At 45.9% G+C, this 26,295-nt stretch carries 22 protein-coding genes; 6 read left to right on the top strand and 16 right to left on the bottom strand.

What is annotated here, in order from left to right:
- Positions 1-14 precede the first annotated feature (14 nt).
- Complete coding sequence (gene rbsK / locus LIN78_RS06890; RefSeq protein WP_227180244.1) at positions 15-929, top strand: ribokinase; 915 nt, start codon at positions 15-17, stop codon at positions 927-929.
- A 20-nt stretch (positions 930-949) separates the two neighbouring features.
- The gene (rbsD, locus tag LIN78_RS06895; RefSeq protein WP_227179875.1) at positions 950-1,345 is read left to right on the top strand and encodes a D-ribose pyranase; all 396 of its coding nucleotides are present in this window, start codon (positions 950-952) and stop codon (positions 1,343-1,345) included.
- A gap of 11 nt (positions 1,346-1,356) precedes the next feature.
- Here the strand turns inward: rbsD and ypfH are convergent, their stop codons facing one another.
- From ypfH to mpl, 7 genes are all read right to left on the bottom strand, one after another.
- Positions 1,357-1,950: an esterase gene (gene ypfH, locus LIN78_RS06900; protein ID WP_227179877.1), complete on the bottom strand. Its 594-nt coding sequence runs from the start codon at positions 1,948-1,950 to the stop codon at positions 1,357-1,359.
- Between the two features lie 126 nt (positions 1,951-2,076).
- Complete coding sequence (locus tag LIN78_RS06905) at positions 2,077-2,883, bottom strand: DODA-type extradiol aromatic ring-opening family dioxygenase (RefSeq protein ID WP_227179879.1); 807 nt, start codon at positions 2,881-2,883, stop codon at positions 2,077-2,079.
- Between the two features lie 138 nt (positions 2,884-3,021).
- Positions 3,022-4,287 (bottom strand): aromatic ring-hydroxylating oxygenase subunit alpha, encoded by a 1,266-nt coding sequence (locus tag LIN78_RS06910; protein ID WP_227179882.1) that lies wholly within the window; start codon positions 4,285-4,287, stop codon positions 3,022-3,024.
- Between the two features lie 325 nt (positions 4,288-4,612).
- Complete coding sequence (locus tag LIN78_RS06915) at positions 4,613-5,662, bottom strand: glycosyltransferase family 4 protein (protein ID WP_227179883.1); 1,050 nt, start codon at positions 5,660-5,662, stop codon at positions 4,613-4,615.
- A gap of 61 nt (positions 5,663-5,723) precedes the next feature.
- On the bottom strand, positions 5,724-6,581 hold the full coding sequence (locus LIN78_RS06920; RefSeq protein WP_227179886.1) for a UDP-2,3-diacylglucosamine diphosphatase: 858 nt from the start codon (positions 6,579-6,581) through the stop codon (positions 5,724-5,726).
- Positions 6,582-6,734: 153 nt separating this feature from the next.
- Positions 6,735-7,754, bottom strand: a complete 1,020-nt coding sequence (locus LIN78_RS06925) for a porin (protein ID WP_227179888.1) — start codon at positions 7,752-7,754, stop codon at positions 6,735-6,737.
- Positions 7,755-8,001: 247 nt separating this feature from the next.
- Complete coding sequence (gene mpl, locus LIN78_RS06930) at positions 8,002-9,357, bottom strand: UDP-N-acetylmuramate:L-alanyl-gamma-D-glutamyl-meso-diaminopimelate ligase (protein WP_227179891.1); 1,356 nt, start codon at positions 9,355-9,357, stop codon at positions 8,002-8,004.
- Between the two features lie 321 nt (positions 9,358-9,678).
- Here mpl and LIN78_RS06935 point away from each other — a divergent pair, with 321 nt between their 5' ends.
- Positions 9,679-10,602, top strand: a complete 924-nt coding sequence (locus tag LIN78_RS06935; RefSeq protein ID WP_227179893.1) for a GGDEF domain-containing protein — start codon at positions 9,679-9,681, stop codon at positions 10,600-10,602.
- A 98-nt stretch (positions 10,603-10,700) separates the two neighbouring features.
- On the opposite strand, the gene LIN78_RS06940 is transcribed toward LIN78_RS06935, so the two are convergent.
- Positions 10,701-11,633 (bottom strand): electron transfer flavoprotein subunit alpha/FixB family protein, encoded by a 933-nt coding sequence (locus LIN78_RS06940; RefSeq protein ID WP_227179895.1) that lies wholly within the window; start codon positions 11,631-11,633, stop codon positions 10,701-10,703.
- Positions 11,630-12,382 carry an electron transfer flavoprotein subunit beta/FixA family protein gene (locus LIN78_RS06945; RefSeq protein ID WP_227179896.1) on the bottom strand — a complete coding sequence of 251 codons (753 nt, stop codon included), beginning with the start codon at positions 12,380-12,382 and terminating at the stop codon, positions 11,630-11,632. Before LIN78_RS06945 ends, LIN78_RS06940 begins: the two co-directional genes overlap by 4 nt.
- Positions 12,383-12,816: 434 nt before the next feature.
- Between LIN78_RS06945 and LIN78_RS06950 the strand changes: the two genes are divergently transcribed.
- Positions 12,817-13,242: a MaoC family dehydratase gene (locus tag LIN78_RS06950; RefSeq protein WP_227179898.1), complete on the top strand. Its 426-nt coding sequence runs from the start codon at positions 12,817-12,819 to the stop codon at positions 13,240-13,242.
- A 75-nt stretch (positions 13,243-13,317) separates the two neighbouring features.
- Here LIN78_RS06950 and LIN78_RS06955 read toward each other — a convergent pair whose 3' ends face one another.
- The 4 genes from LIN78_RS06955 to LIN78_RS06970 all read right to left on the bottom strand — a co-directional run bounded on the left by LIN78_RS06955 (position 13,318) and on the right by LIN78_RS06970 (position 16,389).
- Positions 13,318-13,935 carry an OmpW/AlkL family protein gene (locus LIN78_RS06955; protein WP_227179900.1) on the bottom strand — a complete coding sequence of 206 codons (618 nt, stop codon included), beginning with the start codon at positions 13,933-13,935 and terminating at the stop codon, positions 13,318-13,320.
- Between the two features lie 139 nt (positions 13,936-14,074).
- Positions 14,075-14,932: a 4-hydroxybenzoate octaprenyltransferase gene (gene ubiA / locus LIN78_RS06960; RefSeq protein WP_227179901.1), complete on the bottom strand. Its 858-nt coding sequence runs from the start codon at positions 14,930-14,932 to the stop codon at positions 14,075-14,077.
- A complete protein-coding gene (locus LIN78_RS06965; RefSeq protein WP_227179903.1) occupies positions 14,922-15,518 on the bottom strand; it encodes a chorismate--pyruvate lyase family protein in 597 nt (198 codons plus the stop codon). Before LIN78_RS06965 ends, ubiA begins: the two co-directional genes overlap by 11 nt.
- A 49-nt stretch (positions 15,519-15,567) precedes the next feature.
- Complete coding sequence (locus LIN78_RS06970) at positions 15,568-16,389, bottom strand: helix-turn-helix transcriptional regulator (RefSeq protein ID WP_227179905.1); 822 nt, start codon at positions 16,387-16,389, stop codon at positions 15,568-15,570.
- A gap of 170 nt (positions 16,390-16,559) precedes the next feature.
- Between LIN78_RS06970 and LIN78_RS06975 the strand changes: the two genes are divergently transcribed.
- Together LIN78_RS06975 and LIN78_RS06980 are read left to right on the top strand one after the other, a co-directional pair.
- The gene (locus LIN78_RS06975) at positions 16,560-17,375 is read left to right on the top strand and encodes a carbon-nitrogen hydrolase family protein (protein ID WP_227179907.1); all 816 of its coding nucleotides are present in this window, start codon (positions 16,560-16,562) and stop codon (positions 17,373-17,375) included.
- A gap of 79 nt (positions 17,376-17,454) precedes the next feature.
- On the top strand, positions 17,455-18,777 hold the full coding sequence (locus tag LIN78_RS06980; protein ID WP_227179909.1) for an APC family permease: 1,323 nt from the start codon (positions 17,455-17,457) through the stop codon (positions 18,775-18,777).
- Positions 18,778-18,915: 138 nt separating this feature from the next.
- Here LIN78_RS06980 and LIN78_RS06985 read toward each other — a convergent pair whose 3' ends face one another.
- From LIN78_RS06985 to hemF, 3 genes are all read right to left on the bottom strand, one after another.
- Entirely contained in the window at positions 18,916-20,325 is a 1,410-nt protein-coding gene (locus LIN78_RS06985; protein WP_264474534.1) for a glutamate synthase small subunit GltD family protein, read from the bottom strand.
- 64 nt (positions 20,326-20,389) lie between these two features.
- A complete protein-coding gene (gltB, locus tag LIN78_RS06990) occupies positions 20,390-24,838 on the bottom strand; it encodes a glutamate synthase large subunit (protein WP_227179911.1) in 4,449 nt (1,482 codons plus the stop codon).
- Positions 24,839-25,312: 474 nt separating this feature from the next.
- On the bottom strand, positions 25,313-26,221 hold the full coding sequence (gene hemF / locus LIN78_RS06995; protein ID WP_227179913.1) for an oxygen-dependent coproporphyrinogen oxidase: 909 nt from the start codon (positions 26,219-26,221) through the stop codon (positions 25,313-25,315).
- Positions 26,222-26,295 lie beyond the last annotated feature (74 nt).

Here is a 26,295-nt window from a genome sequence, read left to right on the forward strand (position 1 = left end):
TTGATTCAACAATGATGCAAAACTCATCCGCTCCTATTCTTGTGATTGGCAGTCTTAACATGGACTTGGTCATGCGTACTCCACGTGTACCAGCAGCCGGGGAAACACTCCTCGGACATGACTTTGCCACCCATCATGGTGGAAAAGGAGCCAATCAAGCTTTTGCCTGCGCAAGACTAGGCGCCAATGTCCGTATGATTGGTCGAGTTGGTAAAGATGATTTTGGTCAGAGTTTAATCAACGGCTTAAAAGAAGCCGGCGCAGAAACCAGCGCGGTTCAAACAGTAGAGACAGCCACCGGCATTGCCATTATTTTAGTGGAAGATAACGGCCAAAACCGCATTCTACTTTCTGCAGGTGCGAACGGTACGTTTACCCCAGAAGATATCGATGCCTTAGAAGCAGATATCCAAGCCGCCTCTTTGCTTATCTTGCAATTCGAGATTCCCATCCCTGCCATTATTCGCATTTTAGAAATTGCGAAAAAGGTGGACACCAAAGTGTTAGTCAACCCTGCACCAATGGCCGAGTTACCCGATTGGGCATGGCAAGCGATCTCCTACCTCATCCCTAACGAAACCGAAGCAACCGAACTCACCGGTATTTCGGTGACGGATGTAGAAAGTGCTCACCAAGCAGCGCTGAAACTACAAGAACAAGGTATTCATCAAGTAATGATTACCTTAGGTAGCCAAGGTGTTTACGCATTAGGCAAAGAAGCAAATGGCCATTTCCCGGCACAAAAAGTCACTGCCGTAGACACCACCGCAGCGGGTGACACATTTATTGGCGGCATTGCCACCGGCCTACAAGAAGGTATGGCATTAACCGAAGCGATCGCCTTTGGCCAAGCAGCCAGCGCCATTACCGTCAGCAGGCAAGGCGCACAAAGCTCCATTCCGCATCGTCACGAAATTACGCTGCCTTAATCAATTCATCGCGAGCTAACATGAAAAAAACAGGATTGCTTCACGCCAAACTTACCGAGATCATTACCGCTGCTGGTCATGGGGATTTAATCGTGATTGGCGATGCAGGGTTGCCAGTACCCGCCAATACCCCGCTGATTGATCTAGCAGTTGTACCAGGCTTGCCTAAATTTCTAGATGTGCTTACAGCAGTTGCCAATGAATTAGCCATTGAAGCCGTGCTAATTGCCGCAGAAACCGCGAACCATAGCCCAGAAATTCAAACCGGTATTGAAACTGCCACGCAGGGCATTACTAAAGATACGATCAGCCATGAGCAGTTAAAAGACCTCAGCAAAACTGCCAAGGTCATTATCCGCACAGGCGAATGCACCCCCTACGCGAACGTAATTCTTCGCGCAGGTGTCACATTCTAATTCGCTGCAGCTTATACCGTTAAATAGCCAATCGCTTTTTGGAATAGCCCGGCGCCAATATGATGGGCCACGCCGGGTTCGGTATCTAAGGTCACACTCGCCCCTAGCGATTGCAACTGCGCATACGCCTGCTTTGCCAGCATCACCGGCATCACAGGGTCTGCTTCACCATGCAACAAATGAATCTTGGTTTCTGTTGAAATGGATGATGGCAGTTCTGCAAATCGCCCAGAAAAACCAATCACTGCCCCCACTAATTCAGGATGCGCCACCACGGTGGCCAAAGACATAATTGTCCCCTGCGAGAAACCAATTAGCACGGTATCTTTCGCTGCCACTTGGTATTTTGCTTGCGCAGCCTTAATCAAACTCACTACTGCCGGCAAACCTTCCGCGACTCGTGAAGGCCGGTTTTCTTCTGTCACACCTTGAATAGGAAACCACTGCCTGCCGCCATGCGGGCCCATTGGCAAGGTGCCATCTGGCACTTCTATCGCTACGTCCGGAAATTGCGCGGCAAAGTGATTGGCAAAACCACGCATGCCAGCAGCACTATCTCCCACGCCATGCAAAAAAATAAATAATCGATTTGCCGCCATCATCATGCCCCTAGCTAATATCAGAATAGCAGCATCATAAATCGATTCATTTCCACAACCAATAGTACAAAACCAAGAGCATTACCCCGATAATCGGGACAATTGTGACTCCCCTACAGCCCCCAGGCTTAATTAACAAGCGCGGAAAGTTTCAGGTGCAGAATGCACGCCCCAAGCATAAGACTCCAGCGATAGCACATTCGACTGCACACCGGTCTCTAAGAGCGTCGCCCGTGCATCATCGCCAGCCGCCCCCAATGCCACTAACAAGGGTAAGTAATGTTCTGACGTAGGATGGGCTAATTCGGCATCCGGCGCTAACGTTAGCGCATCAATCAACGCCGCTCTATCATTATGCTCAATACGATCGCGAATCCACTCGGTAAAACGCATCACATAGTCCGGCATTTCTAGTGGCTTTTGGTGGTAATCTTTCAAATTATGCGTCAAGCAGCCAGACCCCATCACCAACACACCACTGCGGCTTAATCCTTGTAATGCCTCACCTAATTGGTACGCCTCTAGTGGCGTCATCTTAATGGGCATCGATAACTGCAGCACCGGTACATTTTCATCCGGAAATAACTGCATGAGCGGAATCCATGCGCCATGATCTAAACCACGTAGCGCGTCCGCCGTTGTCCGCCAACCCTGTTGGCTAAGATGCGTCGCAATTTCTTCGGCTAACTTGGTTGCACCCGGTGGGTGATATTCCATTTCATACAATGCTTCAGGAAAAGAGCCAAAATCATGCATCGCATGATGCGCTTTTGCTGAAGTAATAAATAGTCCTCTTGTTCTCCAATGCGGAGAAATCACTAACACCGCCTTTACGTCACACAGCATTTGACCATACGCAGATAACATCGACCCCCAAGTACCCGGGTTTAACACAATATCAGGTGCACCATGAGAAACAAATAAACTGCGCTGAATCATCAAAGCATCTCCTCTAAATACGACGAAGGTTTTAAAACAACAAGCCCTACAAAGCATCTGCCAGTAGGCAAATTATTCATAGGGCATGCTGTTGAACCAATTTTTTCTTTAAAAGGAGGCAAGCCTCCCTTTTACTACTTAGCCTAAGTTAGCTTTCAAACGGCCAACATACCAAGCAGAGAACTTCTCAACCAATGTTTCAGTGTATGGAGAGTATGGACCTGGCTCGTAAGCATCGCTCACTACACCGCGCTGAGACTCTTCCACCAACAAACGATCTTGGTCGTTGGTTTGTTTCCAAACGTGTGTTAGGTTTTCTACGGTGTAATCCACACCTTCTACTGCATCTTTGTTCACTAACCACTTAGTACGAACCAATGTTTTACCTGGGCTAATTGGCAAGACACAGAAGGTCACAATGTGGTCCGCCATGAAATGGTGCCAGCTGTTTGGTTGTGTCCAGAAAGACAAGCCACCCAATGCAGAATCGGTAAAGTCAGCCAATAATTTTTTACATGCAGATTCAGTCGTCATGGTTTGAGCCTGACCAGCCTTGTCTAGTGGCATACGCTGTGTACGGAAACCACTAATCGCGCAATCTAGACGCTCAACTTCTTTAGATGGCAAGCCCATTGCTTCCCACTCTGCATGGCGCTGAGCAATCATCTTGTCGTAAGCTTCAGCACCTGGGTCAGTGCCTTCGCTAGGTGCGAAACCGTAGCTGTAAGCAAACAAGGAAATCGTCAACTCTGGGTGGTTACCAGTACAGTGGTAGCACTCACGGTTGTTTTCCATGGTCAACTTCCAGTTGCCTTCTTCGATAATATCGATCTGAGCAGCAACTTTTGTGTTTTCTACTTGGTGTGGTGCAATGTACGGGGTCATAGTAGCGACCAAGTCATCGAAGTCTGCTGGTGGATTTTCAGCCAAGCAGATAAACAACATACCGGCTACATTTTTTAAATGAACTGGTTTTAGGCTATGGTGCTGTGGGTTGAAACCTTCGCCCATGTGCTCAGCAAATAGCAAGTTACCTTGTGTGTTATATGTCCACTGGTGGTAAGGGCATACTAAGTTACCGGTAGAACCTTTTGCACCGCTACATACACGTGCGCCACGGTGGCGACAAACGTTATGGAACGCGCGAATTTCATTGTCTTCACCGCGAACAATCAGAATTGGCTGCTCACCAATTTTCACGGTCATATAGTCACCAGCTTCTGGTACATCTGGAGAAACACCAACATAGATCCAGTGCTTACCAAAGATTTCTTTCATATCAATATCAAAGACTTCTTGGCTAGCGTAGAAAGGAGCATCCAAGCTATAGCCTGGTTTACGGTTGTTGACTAGTTCACGTACTTTGTCAGCAACTTCAGCATTTTTTACAGCAATTTCGCGCATTCCCATGACTCTCACCCCATGTGCAATTAAATGAAAACAAACGTGCAGAACATGGGCGCAATATTCGGGCTTTCTTGCATGTCGGATTAACGTTTTTTCGACATGCTAAAAAGGGATTTCGACGTATCAATAGGTAAACCTATAAATTTGGTCAAACTTTTTTCACATTTTATTCATACGCATACATCCAATTGAAAAATAAGTACTTTTTAAAATTACCAACACGGTTAAAAATGCAAAAACCCAAAGCTTGATCCAGATCAAACTTTGGGTTTAGATGGAAAATTACTTGTCTTTAAACGACATTTAAATGACAATCAACTATTCATGCAATCGCCAATTGTTTCGTCTTCTCATACGGTTTACTACCCTCCCAAACAATTTGGCACAACCAAGACAAGAACTGCTCACTCGCTTTTTCCCAAGCAAATTGCTCTGCGTACAATCTAGGCGTCGCACGGTCAATTACCAAGGCTTTTAAACAAGCCAACTTTAAATCCTCTTCCATCACACCAGCATCAGAGTCACCAATCACATCTAGAGGCCCAGTAACAGGATAAGCAGCCACAGGGCAGCCACAGGCCATGGCTTCTAACATCACCAAACCAAAGGTATCTGTTTTACTCGGGAACACAAACACACTCGCACTACGGTAAGCAGCAGCGAGTTGCACACTATCTAATACCCCTAGCCAATTTACTTCAGGGTATTCTTTCATCAACCGCTCTCGCGCAGGGCCAACACCTGCCACCCATTTGCAACCTGGCAAATCTAAGGACAAAAAGGCATCTAAATTCTTCTCTACCGCCACACGCCCCACATACAAGAACACTGGCGGCTCACCCGGCAAAGCATTCTTTTCCCCCTCAGGATGAAAACGATTTAAATCCACCCCATGAGACCATGTCGCGACATTCGTAAAGCCTTGGGCTTCTAAATCTTTCCTCACCACCGGCGTTGGCACCATCACATGACGAGCCGCACCATGAAAGCGGCGCAACCAAGCATAGCTTACCGACAATGGCAAACCCGTGCGTAACTGAACATACTCCGGGAAGCGCGAGTGATAAGCGGTGGTAAATGGCACATTTTGCTGCAAGCACCACTTTCTTGCAGCCATACCCAATGGGCCTTCTGTTGCAATATGAATCGCCTCTGGCTTTAATTCTTCGATAAAGGCTTTTACCTTTCGGTACGGGAACAGCGACAATCGAATATCCGGATACGTTGGCATTGGCATCGTTTTAAACCCTTGCGGAGTCAAAAACTCCACCTCATGGCCCCACTTTTCTAAATCGGCCGCCGTGTATTCTAAAGTACGCACCACCCCATTTACCTGTGGCAACCAAGCATCCGTGACAATTAAAATCTTCATGTATATTCCGTTTAGGTGATTGTTAGATATAAAAAAAGCGATCGTAAAATCACGATCGCTTTTATGAATGCTTACTCGCCACGACTGCCGGCAGCCTTTCTAGTATTTGCCCACCCGGCACTTGCCAACTAATAATCTGTAATTCACCTTCAAAGGTTTCCACTAACGCGGTTAGACTTTCTACCCAATCCCCATCATTGGCATATATCACGCCGCCAATTTCCCGCAGCTCAGCCTTATGAATATGGCCACATACCACCCCATCCAATCCCCGCTGCCGTGCTTCCGCGGCAACCGCCTCTTCAAACTGAGTCACAAAATTGACGGCCTTCTTTACCTTATGCTTCAGGTACTGAGATAGCGACCAATACCCCAACCCCATTCGTCCACGAACCTGATTCAACCAACGGTTAAGTTTCAACGTAAATTCATATGCTTGGTCTCCTACATAAGCCAACCATTTGGCACACTGAATCACCCCATCAAACAAATCACCATGCAGTACCAATAGCTTTCGCCCATCAGCCATTTCATGCACGACCTCATCTGCAATCTGAATATCGCCAAAGGTAAGCCCTAAAAAGTGCCGGACACATTCATCATGATTCCCCGGAATAAACACCACCTTAGTCCCTTTACGGGCTTTTCTTAGCACTTTCTGAACAACATCATTATGCGTCTGATGCCAATACCAATTCCGCTTCAACGCCCAACCATCGACAATATCGCCAACCAGATAGAGATGTTCAGATTCAGTATGCTTTAGAAAATCCAATAAGAACTTCGCTTGGCAACCAGCGGTCCCCAAATGAATATCAGAAATAAAAATAGATCGGAAATGTAATGAGGAAGGGGCAGAAGCAACGTTAGCAGGTTGCTCAGGAGAAGATAATAAGTAAGCATCGTTCGGTGTATTCATACCCACTATCTAAGCAGGTAAACATGACAACACCGTGACGCAAGAATGACAATCTATTGACAGTCAAACGAATCAACAATAACAAAACCACAAATAGAAAAAACCGCCCGAAGGCGGTTTTTTCACTGACTAAACTATTAGATAACTAACAGATTAGAAAGAGTGTTTCATACCGATAGCAAAGCTACGTGCACGATCTTGATCGGTAACTTTAGAAGATACCAACTCAGCAAATGCAGTAGTACGCTTGCTTAGGCTGTAGTGAGCATACAAACCGTATAGAGTTTGTTTTTTAGCTGAATCGTAGTTGTAGTTCTTAACGCGACCAACTTCACCACCGAAACCTAGCTTGCCAGTTGTATAGTTAACATACAACATAGATTCTTTCTTAGCAACGTAAGAAGCATTGGTTTCAGATTTCTTAGTACGCTCGTATTCACCAGCGATTTCTAGGCCGTTACCGAAACGGTAAGCACCAGTCAAGCTGTATTGAGTAACTTTAGCAGAGTTGTCACCTGCAGAGGTAGAGTTACCTTTTTGCAAGTTGTAAGCACCACCTAGATCCCAAGATTCGGTATCGTAGTCAGCACGTACGGTGTAACCTTTAGATGCTTTAACAGATGCAGTTTTGTTTTCGCCCATGTTGTAGCGAACAGAAGCTGTCAAATTACCGAATGCTGGTAGATCGTAACGAACTACGTTGTTACGAGAGTCTGTACCATTAGAAGAACCAAAATCATTATATACATCAGTACGGCCGAAGAAATCGCCGCCGTAGTTATAGTATGTGAAGCCACTGTGTTTTCCGTCATTGTAGTTGTCTAGATCTTTACCTAGACGAACTTGACCGAAAGAAGCGCTCTTTAGACCAACGTAAACTTCTTTACCTGCGAATGCGCCAGACTCTTTAGAGCCTTCGCCAGTAGTTGTACCTAGACCGGTACGTGTTGTTGCACCCCATACTGTAGACAAACCATTGCCTAGGTCTTCAGTACCAGAGAAAGTCAATTCGAAACGACCATTGATACGGTTTTGAGCAGCTGTACCGTCGTATGCTTTGTTATCGTGCTGGTATGCGCCTTGAACAGAACCAGAAATAGTTACGTTGCCGCTGTCAGCAAAAGCTGGAGCTGCGAAAGCGCTAAGAACTGCAACTGCGATCAGTTTTTTCATTTGATAAAACTCCGTTGAGTTTGATTGACGTATATCGATGTCTTTAGCGACACCAATTTCAAAACCACGAGACTATTAAAACGCAGGTGTAGCAAAAAAGCCAAGTATCAAACACAGCCCTTCGTCATTTCGTTGCCTTTCTGTGGCGGTTTTGCAACAAAACCACTTGTCATGCTTATTTTATAATCAGCACAACCCAAAACAAGTGATTTACCAAACTCTTTTACCCCCCAAAAAACACTACGAGTTATTTTTCCGCCACCAATGCGGAGAGCAACATTCCATGCACACCACCAAAACCGCCATTACTCATCACCAAAATATGGTCATTCGCTTTAGCTTCTGCCACTACCGCCCGCACTAGCGTATCGAGTTCTTCAAAGGTACTCGCCTTATCCCCTAGCGCGCTTAGAGAACCAGCGGCATCCCACCCTAGATTGGCTGCGTAGCAAAAGACTTTATCTGCAACCGTTAAACTACTCGCCAATTGGTCTTTTAACGTACCTAGTTTCATGGTGTTAGAACGCGGCTCAAGCACAGCTAAAATGCGCGCATCACCAACTTTATGTTTCAAGCCAGCAATGGTGGTTTCAATGGCAGTGGGATGATGGGCAAAATCGTCATACACGGTAATGCCGTTTACGCAGCCTTTTACTTCCATACGACGTTTGACGTTTTGAAAACTAGCTAGCGCAGCAATACCATCTGTAACCGTCACACCCACATGCCTAGCAGCCGCTAACGCAGCCAATGCATTATTTCGGTTATGTTCACCGAGCAATTCCCAACTAACATTACCGTGTAGTGCACCACCTACTTTTACTTCGAAACCATTACATTCCGTTTGCTCGCCGGCTTGCCAAAGGCTATTGTCCGCGCCAAAGGTTTCCACCTCTGACCAGCAACCTCTTTGTAACACACGCTCAAGCGATGCTTCTTTACCATTCACGACCAATCGACCACTAGCCGGTACGGTTCTTACCAAGTGGTGAAATTGGGTTTCAATAGCAGCAATGTCATTAAATATATCTGCGTGATCAAACTCTAGATTATTAAGGATGGCAGTGCGTGGGCGGTAGTGCACAAATTTTGAGCGCTTATCAAAAAACGCTGTGTCGTATTCATCCGCTTCAATGACAAAAAATGGGCTATCGGTTAAACGAGCAGATACGCCAAAGTTTTCTGGTACACCACCAATTAAGAAGCTTGGGTTTAAACCTGCATACTCTAACAACCAGGCCAAGATGGAACTGGTAGTGGTTTTGCCGTGCGTACCGGCAACAGCTAGCACCCATTTATCTCTCAGAATATTCTCACCCAACCATTGCGGGCCAGAAATATATGGCAGGCCACGGTCCATAATGGCTTCCATTAGCGGATTACCACGAGAGACGACGTTTCCTACCACATATAGATCGGCATTGAGATTTAACTGGTCAGAATGAAAACCTTCAATTAATTCAATCCCCAATTGTTCTAACTGCGTACTCATTGGAGGGTAGACTCCGGCATCACACCCAGTCACCCGATGTCCTGCCGACTTTGCCAATGCGGCAATACCGCCCATAAACGTGCCGCAAATACCTAAAATATGAATATGCATAGATTTAATAGTTGGTTGCTTATATTAAATAAAGAGGGAACGCCAACAACGGAGCACTAAACACCCCCGCACTTAGTCACTACGTTTAGGCGTGTAATCGTAGCTATTATAACTAGCATCCGATTTGCATGACAGCAACTCGACAATGTTCTTCAGATTTCTACCAATTGGCTTGCAGGGAGCGACCTCCTCGTTTATGCTGCCCCTGCCTGATAAAAGGCGAAGCCCATAAAAACAAAACATGCTGCCATTCAAGAATCTTTACAATTGAAATGGCGGGTTATTTCTGTACATTTTTTGCAGATATGCTAAAAAGATAATATGCCAGCATCTCCAGCCGATATTGCGCGCATTGCACTGATTCGCTTAGCCGAACAGGCTTTGCCACCGACACCAGAAAATTACGCCCGCTTCTATTATGAAGTGACCGGCGACACGCCGCCTGCAGCCGAAAAAAATGCAGGTATTGATGAGGCTTTTGTCGGGCAATTACATGAAGTAGTTAATTCAGCATCGTCCACCACGCTAAATCTGATTCAGTACTTAGGCGGCTCAAACCAGAGTATTTCTCAATCGATTGAACACTTAAGTGAAATAGAAGAGAAACAGCAGATCATGTCGTTGTTAGGCTCTATACTGGAAACCACTCGATCGATGCATTTGACGGTGGAAAGCTCTCGAGTCGAGCTAAATGAAACTCGCCAATCTTTACAGACATTGCAGCAAGAAATTGAAGAAACCCAGCACGGGATTCATCACGATCAATTGACTGGCGCACAAAACCGTTTGGGCATGGATAAAACACTAGCAAGAGAAGTGTTAAAAGCTCAGCAGAACAAAGGGCGCTTGACCATTTGCCTACTATCGGTCGATAGTTTTAATGATTACAAAGCCAACTTTGGCATTGACCTATCAGGAAAAATTTTGCAACACCTCGTCACCATTAGCCGATCTGTCATGAGGGATTCTGACAGCATGGTGAGATATGGGGATGAAGAATTTTTACTCATTCTTCCTGAAACCGATCTGAAAGGTGCCAAATTTGTTTTAGACCGCTTGCAATTGATTCTGCAACGCTCGTCTATGTATGTTCAAAACGAAAAAGTCACCATCTCTATTTCTGGTGGCATTGCACAAATGGGCGGCCAAGAACGTGTTCAAGCCTTGGTTGTCCGCGCAGATAGAGCACTTTACCACGCCAGAGCAAACGGGCATGCGCAAATTACATTTGCAAAAGACGCTTGATCGCGATATCTCTAGTTTTCGGAAACGAAATGTAAACCAGAAAATAAATAAGGCTGCCTAGGCAGCCTTATTTATTTGTGCACGCGAACAAAAATTACTTACAGTGCTTTCACCAACTCTGGCACAACGGTAAATAAATCACCCACAATACCGTAATCTGCCACTTGGAAAATTGGTGCTTCTTCATCTTTGTTGATCGCAACAATGACTTTACTAGCAGACATACCTGCAATGTGCTGAATTGCACCAGAGATACCCACCGCAAAGTAAATTTCAGGCGCAACCACTTTGCCTGTTTGGCCTACTTGATAATCGTTTGGCGCGTAACCAGCATCCACCGCCGCGCGTGAGGCACCTAATGCGGCACTTAGTTTATCTGCAAGCGGTGTTAACACTGCATTGAAGTTTTCTGCAGACGCCAATGCGCGACCACCAGACACCACCACTCGTGCGGTCGCTAATTCTGGACGATCGTACTTTGCCATTTCTGCATTTACAAACTTAGACTTGCCACTGTCTGCGGTCGCTGCTACAGCTTCAATACTTGCTGAACCGGTGTTACTAACATCTGCATCAAATGCAGTTGGGCGCACAGTAACAAACTTGATTGGATCGTTACTTTTTACGGTAGCTAATACGTTACCCGCATAAATTGGACGCACAAAAGTATCTGCGGATTCAACAGCAACAATGTCAGAAACCATTGAAACATCACACAATGCTGCTGCGCGTGGCAGATAGTTTTTACCCGCAGTGGTTGCTGGCGCCAATACAGCCTCATACGCTTTAGCGAGCGACGCAATTAGGCTACCCATGTTTTCAGCCAATTGATGCGCATACACTTCTGCGTCAGCCACTAGCACTTTTGCTACGCCAGTTGCTTTTGCTGCAGCTTCTGCTACGGTTGCGCATTGAAACCCTGCAACCAATACGTGAACATCGGCACCCACTTTGCGAGCTGCAGCGATAGTTTTTAGGGTAGCAACTTTTAATTCTTTATTATCGTGTTCTGCAATGACTAATACGCTCATGACAGCACCTTTGCTTCAGTACGGAGTTTTTCAACTAGTTCTGCAACACTAGCCACTTTTTTACCTGCAGCACGTGCCGCAGGCTCAGCCATTTTGACCACTGTAATGCGTGGAGCAACATCTACGTTTAAAGCGGCTGGCGTCGTGGTTTCGATTGGCTTTTTCTTTGCTGCCATAATATTTGGCAATTTGATAAAGCGCGGCTCATTTAGGCGCAAGTCGGTAGTGATCACCGCTGGCAAACTAATTTCAATCGTTTCTAGACCGCCGTCAATTTCTCGAGTCACGGTTAACGCGTCGCCATTCACTTCGACTTTTGAAGCAAATGTACCTTGCGGGAAGCCGGTTAGCGCAGCCAACATTTGACCAGTCTGGTTTGCGTCGTCATCAATCGCTTGCTTACCAAGAATCACTAATTGAGGTTGCTCTTTCTCGATCACCGCTTTTAGTAACTTTGCGACGGCTAATGGCTCTAGCTTTTGATCTGTCTCAACCAAAATGCCACGGTCAGCACCCATAGCCAAAGCAGTGCGTAGCGTTTCTTGGCATTGCGTCACACCCAAAGACACAGCGACAACTTCAGTTGCCTTGCCTGCTTCTTTTAAACGAATTGCTTCTTCTACCGCAATTTCATCAAAAGGGTTCATCGACATTTTTACGTTAGCAATATCAACATCACTACCGTCGGTTTTTACACGTACCTTGACGTTGTAATCCACAACGCGCTTAACTGCGACTAGGACTTTCATACGCCTCCTGCTGGCATGAAGAGTTAATTAGTAGTAGTTGGCATAAAACACTTTGTAGCCAACTAATTTGGCTGAACACAAGTGCATTTCAGCCTAAAAGTGAATTCGATAACTTTATATTTTAACAGGCTTAACTATATGCGTTAAGCCAATCGCCGTGAATTAACGACAAAGTTCATCATGAATACCAATTTGCATGATGAATTTTAATAGGCGCCCCTTATTGCACCCATTTAATTCTGCAATGCGGAATAAGGTTCCGCAATTTAATGTATCATACAATAAATACAACCGTTTTACCTAACACTGCAAATATGATGTGTATCAAAGAGAGCCAAAGTAGCGAAGTCTTTCTAACATGCTCTGATTCCAAATTCTGGCATTGCCGCTTATGATATTTGCAACTCAATACCTTAACCTCAAGGAGTTTTAGGATGTCGCAAGATTGTGTTTACATTGAAGAGATGGAAGTGGGTCAATTTGCAGAAATTGGTCGCACCATTACCGATGCAGATATTGTGATGTATGCCGGCGTCAGTGGCGACACCAACCCTGCTCACCTGAATCAACAATATGCAGAAGCCACCATGTTTAAAGGCCGCATTGCACACGGCATGTTAACTGCCGGTCAAATTTCAGCCGTTATTGGCACTCGTCTACCAGGACCTGGCAGTATTTACATGAGCCAAAGCTTAAAGTTTAAGGCGCCAGTTCGCCCTGGCGATACAGTCATTACCCGGGCAACGGTTACCGCGATTGATTTAGCAAAAAAACGAGTGACCCTAGCAACTGTTTGTAAGGTGGGTGAAACGATTGTGCTTGAAGGCGAAGCATTAGTACTTGCTCCTAGCAAGGGCTAATTACAAAAAAACAGAGGCTGATAAATCAGCCTCTGTTCAATACGCCAACTCAATGAGCGGATATAGCTACATCACTTAGAAACGATATCCAATACCAATACCAAACAAGACTGGATCAAGCTTCACGCGTGAAACTTTCTGATTAGAACTATCTAGCACATCGCTACGAAGGCGGAGTTTTTTCAAATCCACATTCAAGTAAACGTTTTTACCCAGTTTATAATCAAAACCTACTTGAAGAGCAAGTCCGGTACTGTGGTTATCTAAGTGATAAGCCCCGTTAGCGATCTGTTCTTTACTAATCAAAGTATAGTTAACACCGGCACCAACGTACGGACGGAAATTACCTTCAGGATTAAAATGATACTGAGCTAGCAAGGTTGGAGGTAGATGCTTAAACGTACCGATTTTGTCACCATCCAGATATACATTTTGCTTCTGAGGTACTGTCAACACTAATTCTGCAGCAATGTTTGGTGTAAAGAAATAGCTAACATCCAACTCTGGAATTACTTTGTTATTTACAGTAAGGCGGTTGCTTGCACCTGTTCCTGAAACTGGATCAGACTTTTGGGCCATATCTAAATTCACTGCCCTTGCACGAATCATCCAATTACCTTCATCTTCAGCTTTTACAGCAAGAGATGCACACAACCCGGTAACTAAAACCGCTGACAAAAGTTTGCAATTCATTTTTTTACTCCACATGTAATCACTTCATTTAACACGGAGCAATTGTCCACACCTCAGCGAGTACGAAAATTGACTCAAGTCAAATTTCAAAAACGCGGAGACAGAAAATGATCAAACCTTTAGCTAGCAAACTGTTTTGTCACATTAATTGACCTAATATCCCAACAAACACAGCCAAGCCAAACCAGTTGTTATGCAAAAAGGCCTTGAAGCATTTGGCACGTTCTCTGGTTCGGATTAAGAAATAGTGATACACCGCAATCAAACCCGCAACAACCAATCCACCGTAATAGATCATGCCTAAGTGGTGCACCATCCCAACCGCCACCAAAATTGCTAATGCAATGGCGTAGCAGAGCATGATGATTGCGACGTCAAATCGTCCAAAAGTGAGCGCTGACGTTTTAATGCCGATACGAATATCATCGTTTCGATCCACCATGGCGTATTCAGTATCGTAAGCAATTGTCCATAATACGTTAGCGACTAATAACCACCATGCAATAGCGGGCACCTCACCAACAATTGCCGCATACGCCATCGGGATACCAAAACCAAAAGCAATCCCTAAATAGGCCTGAGGAATCGCAAAGAACCGTTTAAAAAAGGGATATGTACCAGCCAAAATGGCTGCTGGAATAGTCATTAGCAAGGATAATGTTGGGAGAGGAAGTGCAATTAATAGCGCCATGAGCGCCAAAACAACTGCCACCACAATGGCTTCTTTTGGAGAGACCTCGCCAGATACGATGGGACGCTTTGCGGTACGTTCTACGTGGCCATCAAAATCCCGATCCGCCCAATCATTGACAGCACAACCAGCAGAACGCATCAGAACGGTTCCCACCATGAAGATTACTACCAACATTGGGTCTGGGCGCCCTGCACTTGCTAACCATAACGCCCATAGGGTTGGCCACATCAAGAGGAGTGAGCCAATCGGCTTATCTAAACGAACAAGTCTCGCATAAGCGTGTAATTTATTGCTAAGCGTCATGGCTGCGATAAATCCTTTTCCATAAAGCAGGTAAAAATATCTCTGTCACCATTAGCGGTGTATTGTTACGAACAAAAATAGAGCGTCGTGCCCACAGTGGCTCGGACAAATGCTTGTCGATTTGCTTGACTTGCTGATATAGCGGATGAAATGGGTTAATGCGCGCATAAGATAACGGTAAGCGAAGTACGCTAGGGTCTGTGAACAACACTTCCGCAAGCGGTCTTCTTGCTAGCGTATACAGCGATTTCCAAACTTGCTTCACGCCAGTGAGAGAAGTGATACTGTGGGCGACTACCATTGGCTCATCATCTAGCGTTAGGCAAACATCTCTCTGCCAGACCTGTTGCCTTTTGGGCAATGCAATTGACGCCCATTCATCCGGCAAGACAAAGCCATGCCCGGACTTCATCAGGGTGACCGCAAAATTGGGGCTTAATTGTTTTAAACGCCAGGTAAGTGAACCCGCTGAACTTAGCCATCGCCACGCAAGTGGTGAAGCAATGACTCTTGCCTGTGTCCAAACAGGATCAGACAGTGAGTAGGTATTAGCAGCTTGTCGATATCGAGGTTTCATACGGCGCATATTATGCCAGAGCAACCTTCGATTGCCGATCTATTCTATTCAATCTAGTTTATTCCCCTACCCCAACATCTGAAACAGTTTCTCGCAAAAAGAGAGAAAACAATTCGGACTGTGAATTAATGCCCAACTTTGAATATAAGTGTTTACGATGCACTTTGACGGTTTCTGTCGCAATTCCTAAGCGAGAAGCAATCCCTTTCGAAGAAAAGCCGCTTAACATTAATCGACTAATTTCTAGTTCTCTTGTGGTGAGCGTACTATTGCCCAAGTTGAATTTAGCATTCACTAATGCAGAGACTCGCTCTTTAGTGGCCGGGCGAGAACCAGATAAGACCGTGTTAGCTTTAATTTGCTCGAAATGCCAACGCTGCCGTAATAAAGGGATTAACCATTGTGACAATATCTCTAACAGACTGAGTGCGGTCGGCGGAATTCGCTGATGCGAACCTAGCGATAAGCACAAGGTCGCTTCATTTGGTAGCAAGCAATTAATTTGCAGTTCGTCTTCCACAATATTTAAGCGAAAATACCGTTGGTAGTACTCAGTCGCTTTGAATCGATCCGGTGCCACATCGTCTAGCCGCACCAAACCTTCTTTACGATTTTCTCTGGACGCGATAAAGAACGGATCTAATACATAAAGGCCATTGAGATAATCTTCAAATAACGGATCAGCCAAACCGTCATCCATTGGCATCTCTGCTAATACGTTTGGAGGAGAGTGATCTGTAAAAACTAATGCGACCCAGCTATCAAAATGCACATAATCAGATAATACGCGGGTCAATTTAAGCCAAAAATCGTCTTGATCTAAGGACTCGATCACCACACCAACCGCGCGGTGCCACACAAAATTATCCAATGACAGCATCCCTATACCCCCCAAAGGTTACCCCTAATGCGTAATGTCTAAATATTTTTTCTAAACCTATACTTGCTGACATTACTGATTCATCCACATTATAAAGAGATTCATCAAATACTCTGTATTACTTGATGCAAATCTCGGTATTAGATCAACGTGCTTTCGGAGCGTGACACGTGAATATTCAATTAGCCCAAATTAGTTCGGAAGATGGTGTTACTCAACCCAATCTAGCCAAGGTGTTGTCGATTATCGAGTCTGCAGCAGCGGAGACAGACCTGATTGTCTTTCCAGAAACTTGCTTGATGGGTTTTCCAACAGCAGAACAAGTCGCTTCTGTTGCTGAAACCGAAGATGGCCCGACCCTTGCAGCTGTGCAAGCCGCGATTAATAAAAAACAAATTTCTGTTGCACTAGGATTTGCAGAGGTAGAAGACGGCCACTTTTACAACACCACGGTCTTAATGTCGCCAGAAGGTATTCACCTGAAATACCGTAAAACTCACTTATGGGCATCGGATATTGGCGTATTTGAGCCGGGTAACCAGCTAGTAACCGGCATGTGGAAAGGAATTCGGGTTGGCATTTTGATTTGCTTTGACATTGAATTCCCAGAAACCGCGCGCGCCCTCGCCGCACAAGGAGCGGAACTACTCTTAGTCACAAACGGCAATATGGACCCTTATGGCCCGGTTCACCGCGTACTAATTACCGCGCGTGCGATGGAAAACCAAATCTTTGCAGTGATGGTGAACCGTTGCGGTACCGGTGGCGATTTAGTGTTTGCGGGAGAAAGCGCTGTCGTCAACCCATTTGGTGAAGTCATTACGGCTTTAGGGCGCGAAGAAAGCTTTGCTCAGGTTTCTTTAGATATGGCTTTCGTTGAGAAAAGCCGTACAGATTACCAATACCTTGCGCTTCGCCGTATTCAGCAAGTAGGAACGCTAGTAGAAGGTAACGAAGGTCAACGCGCATTTGTAATTTCTGAATAAGTTGTTTGTGTGAAATTGCGCCCTGAGGAGGGTGCTTTTTGGATGTAGTGAAGTCACTACATTGTTTAGGGAGAGAGTAATGAGTGGTTTAAAACGATCGTTGACGTTAAGTTCGGTGGTCTTGTTTGGCTTAGCCTACATGACCCCAATTATTGTATTAGGTACATATGGCCTTATGGCGACCACCACCCAAGGGGTAACTGCCGGTGCATATGCACTCGCATTAATCGCCATGCTAATGACGGCATATAGTTATGGAAAAATGGCGGCAGAGTACCCAGTTGCTGGTTCTGCTTATACCTATGCGCGTAAAGCAATTAACCCGAAACTAGGTTTTCTGGTGGGCTGGGCGGTTTTATTAGATTATCTATTTTTACCGATGGTGATCTGGCTATTTGGCGCAGTGTACCTAAATAGCGCCTTCCCCAATGTGCAAATGTCAGTTTGGATTATCGGTTTTATCGTGGTGACTACCTGCATTAATATTGCTGGCATTAAGTTTGCGAACACCATCAACTACCTAATGATGTTGACGCAAATGCTGGTTTTAATCGCCTTTGTGTTACTTGCTATTCACTATGTAGCCGGTGATGCGACCAAGTCTTTCTTTGATCTATCTCCGTTTTATCAGCCAAAAGTACAGCTTTCATTAGTAATGGCCGGTGCGGCGATTGCTTGTTACTCTTTTCTTGGCTTTGATGCGGTGACCACGCTAACAGAAGAAACCGTTCACCCGAAGAAAACCATCCCAAAAGCCATTATGTTGGTTACCTTGTTTGGTGGTGGTATATTTATTGTGACTTCATTCTTTGTGGGTTTAGCTCACCCAGGTTTAAACTATCAATCACCAGATGCGGCGGCGTCTGAAATCGCCAAAAATATTGGTGGTGACATTTTTGTCTCAATCTTCCTGATTGGTCTAATCATTGGTCAATTTGCTTCTGGATTGTCTGCGCAAGCCAGTGCCTCTCGCTTAATCTATGCAATGGGACGTGATGGTGTGTTACCAAAAGGTTTGTTTGGTAAATTACATAATAAATTCCAAACACCGGCTTTTAACATTGTTTTATGTGGCGTTGTTGCATTACTCGCACTGACCATGGATGTCAGCACATCCGTTTCATTCATTAACTTTGGTGCGTTCTTGGCATTCACTAGCGTGAACATTTCTGTGATTGCGCGCTTTTATATTCGCAGAACAGAACCATCTCCACGTGACTTTATTCGCTTTCTGCTTATCCCCGCACTTGGTGCTGTTGCCGATTTATGGTTATTGGTTAGCTTGGATGGACATGCCATCAAGTTAGGTCTTGGTTGGTTGGCGGTAGGCGTAGTTTATCTGGCCTATTTAACAAAAGGTTTTAAACAAGAGCCGCCAGAAATGGACTTTAGCGAATCGTAAGATTGCGAAGTGAAAAAAATGGCGGCCAAGTAGGTCGCCATTTTTTATTGCTAGTACAACCGCACAAAACAAAACGGCAGAAGATTGCTCTTCTGCCGTTTTGTTTATCAATACGACCTTTAGGTAGTATTGCTTACCTTACCAAACGTTCAAGTAAGACAAGATGCCTTCGGCTGCTTGGCGGCCTTCAAATACTGCACGTACCACCAAGTCTGCACCGCGCACCTGGTCACCGCCCGCGAAAATTTTCGGGTTGGTGGTTTGGTGTTTAAATGCTTGTGTTGCTGGAGCAACGGTACGGCCACGGTCATCTGTTTTGATGCCTTGTGCTTCAAACCAGCTATCTGGTTCGGTTTGGAAACCAAACGCAACAATCACAACATCCGTAGGTACAATTTCTTCTGAACCAGGCACCACTTCTGGGGAGCGACGGCCTTTTGCATCCGGTTCGCCCAAGCGAGTAGTGACTAGCTTCACGCCCAACGCGCCTTCGTGTTCTACCACGCCAACTGGTTGGCGGTTCCACAAGAATTGCACGCCCTCTTCTTTCGCGTTTGCGACTTCGCGCTTAGAACCAGGCATGTTTTCTTCGTCACGGCGGTAAGCACAAATCACGCTCTCTGCGCCTTGACGGATAGAGGTACGGTTACAATCCATTGCGGTATCACCACCGCCAAGTACCACAACGCGCTTACCTGCCATATCTAGGAACTCTTCGCCATCCTTTAACGTACCCATGGTGTTGCGCACGTTAGAGATCAAGAATGGCAATGCTTCTAGTACGCCAGGTAGGTTTTCACCATCAAAACCACCCTTCATATACTTATACGCACCCATACCCATAAAGACGGCATCGTAATTACGCAGTAGTTCGTCAATACTAATGTCACGGCCAATATCGGTGTTTAGGCGGAACTCAACACCCATTTCTTCCATGATCTTACGACGACGTTGCACCACTTCTTTTTCCAGTTTGAATTCTGGAATACCGAAAGTTAGCAGACCACCAATTTCTTCGTAGCGATCAAACACAACAGGTTTCACACCGTTACGTACCAAAACGTCTGCACAGGCCAAACCAGCAGGGCCAGCACCAATGACGGCGACTTTTTTGCTTGTCCAAACCACTTCAGACATATCTGGACGCCAGCCTGCTTTGTAGGCTTCGTCTGTAATGTACTTTTCGATCGAGCCAATGGTAACGGCACCAAAGTCTTCATTCAGGGTACAAGAACCTTCACACAGACGATCTTGCGGACAAACACGACCACAAATCTCTGGCAAAGAGTTGGTTTTGTGCGATATTTCTGCCGCTTCGAACAACTTGCCTTCTTTGACTAGCTTTAGCCAGTTAGGAATAAAGTTGTGAACAGGGCATTCCCATTCGCAGTATGGGTTACCACAACCCAAGCAACGGCCAGCTTGCTCAACAGCTTGCTCTTTGCTTAGTGGTTGATAAATTTCTCTAAACTCAATCTTGCGCGATTCTGCCGGTTTTTTCTCGCCCGGGTTTCTGCCAAGATTCAAAAACTGAAATACGTCAGCCATGATACGCCTCAAATCTTTTCGATAACTTTTCAGAGATGGAGGGTTTCCCCTCCATTTCACGCAATTAGTCCTTCAGCAGACTTTCCAACTTCGCTGCTTTTGGTTTTACCAACCAGAACTTACCAATTGCATCGGCAAAGTCATCCAGAATTTCCCGACCACGTGCAGAGCCTGTTAATTCAACGTGCTCTTCAATACGATCACGCAAGAATTGACGAACATGCCCGTACGCTTCGCTAGTGATCAACTGAATGTCGACTAGCTCGTTGTTATAACGACGAACGATTTTGTCGTTTTCATCGTATACCAAGGCGAAGCCGCCGGTCATACCCGCACCGAAGTTACCACCCGTTTCACCTAGGACGATCACACAACCACCGGTCATGTATTCGCAACAGTGTTCACCGGCACCTTCTACAATCGCGAATGCACCAGAGTTACGTACGGCAAAACGCTCACCAGCGATACCTGCTGCGTACAACTTACCGCCTGTCGCACCATACAAACAAGTGTTACCCACAATCACAGACTCGTGAGACTTGAAAGTTGAACCAGGTGGCGGAGCAATCACAATACGGCCACCGTTCATACCCTTACCAACGTAGTCGTTTGCATCGCCTTCTAGGGTTAGATCTAGACCATTGGCGTTCCAAACACCAAATGACTGACCTGCACTACCTTTAAAGCGAACATGTAACGTGCCTTCTGGCAAGCCACTTACGCCCCAACGACGAGCAATTTCACCTGACAAACGTGCGCCAATCGAACGGTTGGTGTTCTTAATTGGGTAGAACAACTCTTGGTGAGTTTTATGTTGTAGTGCCAATTGTGCATCCACCACCATCTGCTCAGCCAACTCACCTTTATCGAAAGATGGGTTAGATGCTTCTACGCAGAAACGTGGTTCAGTAGCTGGAATATCACGACCACCCACCAACGCATTTAGATCCAGGCGTTTTTGACGCTCGGATTCACCTTCTAGCACTTCCAGTAGGTCTAGACGGCCAATGAGCTCTTCTAGTTTAGATACACCTAATTTCGCCATCCACTCGCGGGTTTCTTGCGCGATGAAAGTGAAATAGTTGATCACCATTTCTGGGATACCGATGAAGTGCTTTGTACGCAATTTTACTTCTTGCGTAGCCACACCCGTTGCACAGTTGTTTAGGTGACAAATACGTAGGTATTTACATCCCAAGGCAACCATTGGGCCGGTACCAAAACCGAAGCTTTCTGCACCTAAAATAGCGGCTTTCACCACATCTAGACCTGTTTTTAAACCACCGTCAGTTTGCATACGAACGCGACCACGCAAGCCGTTTGCACGCAACACTTGTTGTGCTTCTGCTAAACCTAGTTCCCATGGCGTACCAGCGTACTTCACAGAAGTCAGTGGTGATGCACCTGTACCACCGTCGTAACCAGAGATGGTAATCAAGTCGGCATACGCTTTGGCAACACCGGCTGCCACCGTACCAACACCTGGTTCAGCCACTAGCTTCACAGACACCAAGGCCTGTGGGTTAACCTGTTTCAAGTCAAAAATCAGCTGCGCCAAATCTTCGATCGAGTAAATATCGTGATGCGGCGGAGGTGAAATCAACGGAATGCCAGGTTTAGAGCAACGTAAACGTGCAATTAGCGGGCTTACTTTGTCACCCGGTAACTGACCACCTTCACCCGGTTTTGCACCCTGCGCTACTTTAATCTGTAGCACTTCTGCATTCACCAAGTAATGTGGTGTCACACCAAAGCGGCCTGTTGCCACTTGCTTGATTTTCGAGTTACGGATTGTGCCGTAACGAGAAGGGTCTTCACCACCTTCACCCGAGTTAGAGCGACCACCAATGCGGTTCATCGCTTCAGCAAGTGCTTCGTGGGCTTCAGGAGATAGCGCACCTAGCGACATCCCTGCAGAGTCGAAACGCTTACGGATTTCTTCTACTGGCTCAACGTCTTCTAGCGAAATGCCATCTACTGTTTTCAGTTTTAGCATGTCACGGAACATCGCCACTGGGCGGTTATTCACAAGATCGGCATACTTACGATACGCATCGTAATCGGTATTTTGTACCGCTTTTTGCAACCAAGTAATCACATCTGGGTTGTAAGCGTGATATTCCTCACCGAACACATACTTCAGCAAACCACCTTGAGAGATTGGACGCATTGGGTTCCACGCTTGGCGTGCCAATGCTTTCATATCATCTTCAAAGTCAGCGAAGTTAGCACCAGACAAACGGCTCTCTGTGTTTGGCAAGCAAACTTCCATCACTTCTTCATGGATACCAACGGCTTCAAATAAGCCAGCACCACGGTAACTAGCGATGGTTGAAATACCCATTTTAGACAAGACTTTCAACAACCCTTTGTTAATACCTTTACGGTAGTAAGAAAGTAGATCATTGATGTTACCGCTGATCTGCTGAGTTTCTAGCAACTCTTGTACAGTCTGGTAAGCCAAGTATGGATAAATAGCAGAAACACCCGCACCAATCAAACAAGCAAAGTGGTGTGGATCACGCGCTGCAGCGGTCTCTACAACCAAGTTTGTCTTGGTACGAAGACCTGCGTTAATTAGCGCGGCATGCACCGCACCCACAGCAAATAACGCATGGATAGGCAAGCGAGTTTTGCTAATGTTACGGTCTGTTAGCGTTAGAATCACCCCTCCCGCACGAGCTGCAGCCAATACGTCCGCAACCAGCTTATCTAGTGCTGCTTTTAGCGTAGATTCTTGTGGGTTGTAAGTGATATCGAACTTCACTGATTTGTAGTTCGAATCATTTAAGTTCATTAGCGCTTCGTACTTCGCGTGGCTCAGAATTGGCGAACGAATTTCCAAACGTTTCGCATGGTCTGGGCTTTGCTCAAAAATATTGCGCTCTGGGCCAAAAACGGTGTTCAACGACATCACCACCGACTCACGAATCGGGTCGATTGGTGGGTTGGTTACCTGCGCAAATTGCTGACGCAAGTAATCAAATGGCGAACGGATTTTCTGAGACAACACCGCCATAGGCGTATCATCCCCCATCGAGCCCACGGCCTCTTGACCATCTTCCGCCAAGACACGGATCACTTGATCACGCTCTTCAAACGTTAGTTGGAATTGCTTCTGATAGGCCAAACGCTCTTTTTTGTCCATCACGGGGCCAAGACCGTCTTCGTTCATCGCGGTTTCGATGTAACGCGCGTTCTCTTTTACCCATTTGCGGAATGGCGCTGCGTCTTTGATTTGGTTATCAATATCGTTTGAACGCAGTAGCTCACCTGTTTCCAAGTCAGCTGCAAAAATTTGACCTGGGCGAACGCGGCCTTTTTCCACCACGTCTTCTGGCGCATATGGCCATACACCCACTTCTGAAGAAATGGTTAAGTGGCGATCTTTGGTCACGACATAACGTGCAGGACGCAGACCGTTACGGTCTAGCATACAGGCGGCGTAACGGCCATCGGTTAATACGATACCCGCTGGGCCATCCCATGGCTCCATCTGCATAGAAGTGTATTCGTAGTAAGCACGAAGATCTTTGTCCATGCTATCCACGTTTTGCCATGCTGGCGGCACCATTAGACGCAAGGCGCGGAATAGCGGAATACCGCCCATCACCAATGCTTCTAATAGGTTATCCATCGACATAGAGTCAGAACCGTCCGTGCTAACCACTGGGCGGATATCATCCATGTTTGGAATCAGCGCAGACTTCATTACTTGTTCGCGTGAACGCGCCCAAGAACGGTTACCTTGAACGGTGTTAATTTCACCGTTGTGCGCCATCATGCGGAATGGCTGTGCTAGACGCCACTCTGGCCAAGTATTGGTAGAGAAGCGCTGGTGGAAAACCGCCAAAGATGACAAGAAGCGTGCGTCTTGCAAGTCTGGGTAAAATACCGGCAGGTTTTCTGGTGTGACCAAGCCCTTATAGCTAATCACTTTGCCAGATAGGGTTGGAATATAGAATGATTTGTCAGCAGGTTTCGCTGCTTTTTCTGCGCGACGGCGTGCAATGTACAAGCGACGCTCAAACACGTCAGGTGTCATCACAGCTGGGCAGTTTACAAATACTTGTTCAATGGTTGGCAGCGTTGCCTTGGCATATTCGCCAAGTGCAATCGGGTTAGTTGGTACAGAGCGGAAGCCTGCTACCAATAAACCTTGGCCAGCTAGTTCGGTTTTCAGGATCTGGCGAGATTGCTCTGCAATCTCCGCATCGGCACTTAGAAAGACCAAACCGGCAGCGTAATTATCTGCTAATGGAAAACCACAGGCACCCGCAACTTCACGAAGGAAGGCACTTGGTTTTTTAAACAGTAAACCACAGCCGTCACCAGACAGACCATCCGCAGCAACCGCACCACGGTGCGTCAAGCGCGCCAATGATTCAATCGCTGTTTTCACCAGCCAATGGCTTGGTGTGTCGTCTAAATTGGCAATCAGGCCAAAGCCACAACTGTCCTGCTCAAAATGTCGGCGATATAGCGTGCCGTCCAACCACTGCTGTCTGTCCATTTTTCCCCTCACGAACAGGCACAGAACCCTTATCCTACCCGCCAGCCCGGGTATCAAAACGGGTTCCTGATTAACTTCAGACTGGATTGCTTTTTGATAATCCTTGCAGGCAGTTTCAATATGGCTGCCTGTCTTTGAAAACCACTATTTATTGCAGTTTTTGCCAGAAGGGTGCGATTTAAGTTGATTTAACAAAGTCTGTATAGCATCAACCCAACAGAGCACCTGATCAGTTAGTTCATTTTATGTAATTACGACACGAACGGCAATAAATTTTATAAAAATGCGACATTTACATTAAGCCAATGATTTAAAACAAAAAAACACCAATTTTATTAACATGGCATTAATTTTTTTCACAAAAATGGTCATTTTTGCGACAGAGCAGATCAGATTTACGACACTTTAGCCCCCAAAATACAAATCGGGGACATCTCTGCCCCCGATCGGTAATATTACTGAAATCTGAATTTGCTAACTACCACGTCCTAACCAGTCTTTTTCTATCAAGAAATCGGTATATAACTTCGCCTCTTCAGTACCTTCTTCTGGTTGCCAATCATATTTCCAAGAAACCAATGGCGGCATAGAAAGCAAGATAGATTCTGTTCTTCCGCCAGATTGAAGACCAAACAGCGTACCCCGGTCAAACACCAAATTAAACTCAACGTAACGGCCTCTGCGATACAGTTGAAATTCTCTTTCTTTTTCACCAAAAGGCATCTCTTTGCGTTTTGCGATGATCGGCAAATACGCCTTTAGGAATGCATCGCCCACCGAACGGGTAAATGCAAAAGAAGCGTCAAAACCTAATAGGTTAAAATCATCAAAAAACAAACCACCAATACCACGAGGTTCTTGGCGATGTTTTAAATAGAAATATTGGTCACATTGTTTTTTCAGTTGCGGGTAATATTGCTCGCCAAAAGGGCTAACCGCATCGGCACAGGTTTGATGAAAATGTACGGCATCTTCGGTAAATCCATAATAGGGGGTTAAATCCATTCCGCCCCCAAACCACCAAACGGGTTCTGCGCCCTCTTCCATCGCACAGAAAAAGCGCACATTTAAATGTACAGTTGGGCAATAGGGATTACGTGGATGCAATACTAAAGAAACACCCATCGCCTCCCAGCGACGGCCTGCAATTTCAGGACGGCTAGCAGATGCAGACGGAGGTAAGCGATCTCCCTGTACATGAGAGAACAACACCCCGCCACGCTCAAAGAAATGGCCATCTTCTATCAAGCAAGAAATCCCGCCACCACCTTGTGGACGAACCCATTCATCTCGCTCAAAAGACTTTCCATCAAAAGAAGAAAGCCCATCGACAATCTGCTGCTGTAGACCTTGAAGATATTGTTTTACTGCTTGCAAATCCATTTAGCGATTCCTTGCTGCATAACCAAAGGGGTGGAAGGCAGGCATTGTCGCCTGATCACTCATTCTAGACAAGT

This window comes from Leeia speluncae (assembly GCF_020564625.1).
Lineage (GTDB): Bacteria > Pseudomonadota > Gammaproteobacteria > Burkholderiales > Leeiaceae > Leeia > Leeia speluncae.

What these genes read in the sequence shown, in the direction of transcription:
- LIN78_RS06910 (WP_227179882.1), bottom strand. Translation starts at nt 4,287, where the DNA reads ATGCGCGAAATTGCTGTAAAAAATGCTGAAGTTGCTGACAAAGTACGT.
- gltB (WP_227179911.1), bottom strand. Translation starts at nt 24,838, where the DNA reads ATGGACAGACAGCAGTGGTTGGACGGCACGCTATATCGCCGACATTTT.
- rbsK (WP_227180244.1), top strand. Translation starts at nt 15, where the DNA reads ATGCAAAACTCATCCGCTCCTATTCTTGTGATTGGCAGTCTTAACATG.
- LIN78_RS06970 (WP_227179905.1), bottom strand. Translation starts at nt 16,389, where the DNA reads ATGCTGTCATTGGATAATTTTGTGTGGCACCGCGCGGTTGGTGTGGTG.
- LIN78_RS06945 (WP_227179896.1), bottom strand. Translation starts at nt 12,382, where the DNA reads ATGAAAGTCCTAGTCGCAGTTAAGCGCGTTGTGGATTACAACGTCAAG.
- LIN78_RS06905 (WP_227179879.1), bottom strand. Translation starts at nt 2,883, where the DNA reads ATGATTCAGCGCAGTTTATTTGTTTCTCATGGTGCACCTGATATTGTG.
- LIN78_RS06985 (WP_264474534.1), bottom strand. Translation starts at nt 20,325, where the DNA reads ATGGCTGACGTATTTCAGTTTTTGAATCTTGGCAGAAACCCGGGCGAG.
- LIN78_RS06935 (WP_227179893.1), top strand. Translation starts at nt 9,679, where the DNA reads ATGCCAGCATCTCCAGCCGATATTGCGCGCATTGCACTGATTCGCTTA.
- LIN78_RS06915 (WP_227179883.1), bottom strand. Translation starts at nt 5,662, where the DNA reads ATGAAGATTTTAATTGTCACGGATGCTTGGTTGCCACAGGTAAATGGG.
- LIN78_RS06965 (WP_227179903.1), bottom strand. Translation starts at nt 15,518, where the DNA reads ATGCGCCGTATGAAACCTCGATATCGACAAGCTGCTAATACCTACTCA.
- ubiA (WP_227179901.1), bottom strand. Translation starts at nt 14,932, where the DNA reads ATGACGCTTAGCAATAAATTACACGCTTATGCGAGACTTGTTCGTTTA.
- hemF (WP_227179913.1), bottom strand. Translation starts at nt 26,221, where the DNA reads ATGGATTTGCAAGCAGTAAAACAATATCTTCAAGGTCTACAGCAGCAG.
- LIN78_RS06920 (WP_227179886.1), bottom strand. Translation starts at nt 6,581, where the DNA reads ATGAATACACCGAACGATGCTTACTTATTATCTTCTCCTGAGCAACCT.
- rbsD (WP_227179875.1), top strand. Translation starts at nt 950, where the DNA reads ATGAAAAAAACAGGATTGCTTCACGCCAAACTTACCGAGATCATTACC.
- LIN78_RS06925 (WP_227179888.1), bottom strand. Translation starts at nt 7,754, where the DNA reads ATGAAAAAACTGATCGCAGTTGCAGTTCTTAGCGCTTTCGCAGCTCCA.
- LIN78_RS06955 (WP_227179900.1), bottom strand. Translation starts at nt 13,935, where the DNA reads ATGAATTGCAAACTTTTGTCAGCGGTTTTAGTTACCGGGTTGTGTGCA.
- LIN78_RS06950 (WP_227179898.1), top strand. Translation starts at nt 12,817, where the DNA reads ATGTCGCAAGATTGTGTTTACATTGAAGAGATGGAAGTGGGTCAATTT.
- LIN78_RS06940 (WP_227179895.1), bottom strand. Translation starts at nt 11,633, where the DNA reads ATGAGCGTATTAGTCATTGCAGAACACGATAATAAAGAATTAAAAGTT.
- mpl (WP_227179891.1), bottom strand. Translation starts at nt 9,357, where the DNA reads ATGCATATTCATATTTTAGGTATTTGCGGCACGTTTATGGGCGGTATT.
- LIN78_RS06980 (WP_227179909.1), top strand. Translation starts at nt 17,455, where the DNA reads ATGAGTGGTTTAAAACGATCGTTGACGTTAAGTTCGGTGGTCTTGTTT.
- ypfH (WP_227179877.1), bottom strand. Translation starts at nt 1,950, where the DNA reads ATGATGATGGCGGCAAATCGATTATTTATTTTTTTGCATGGCGTGGGA.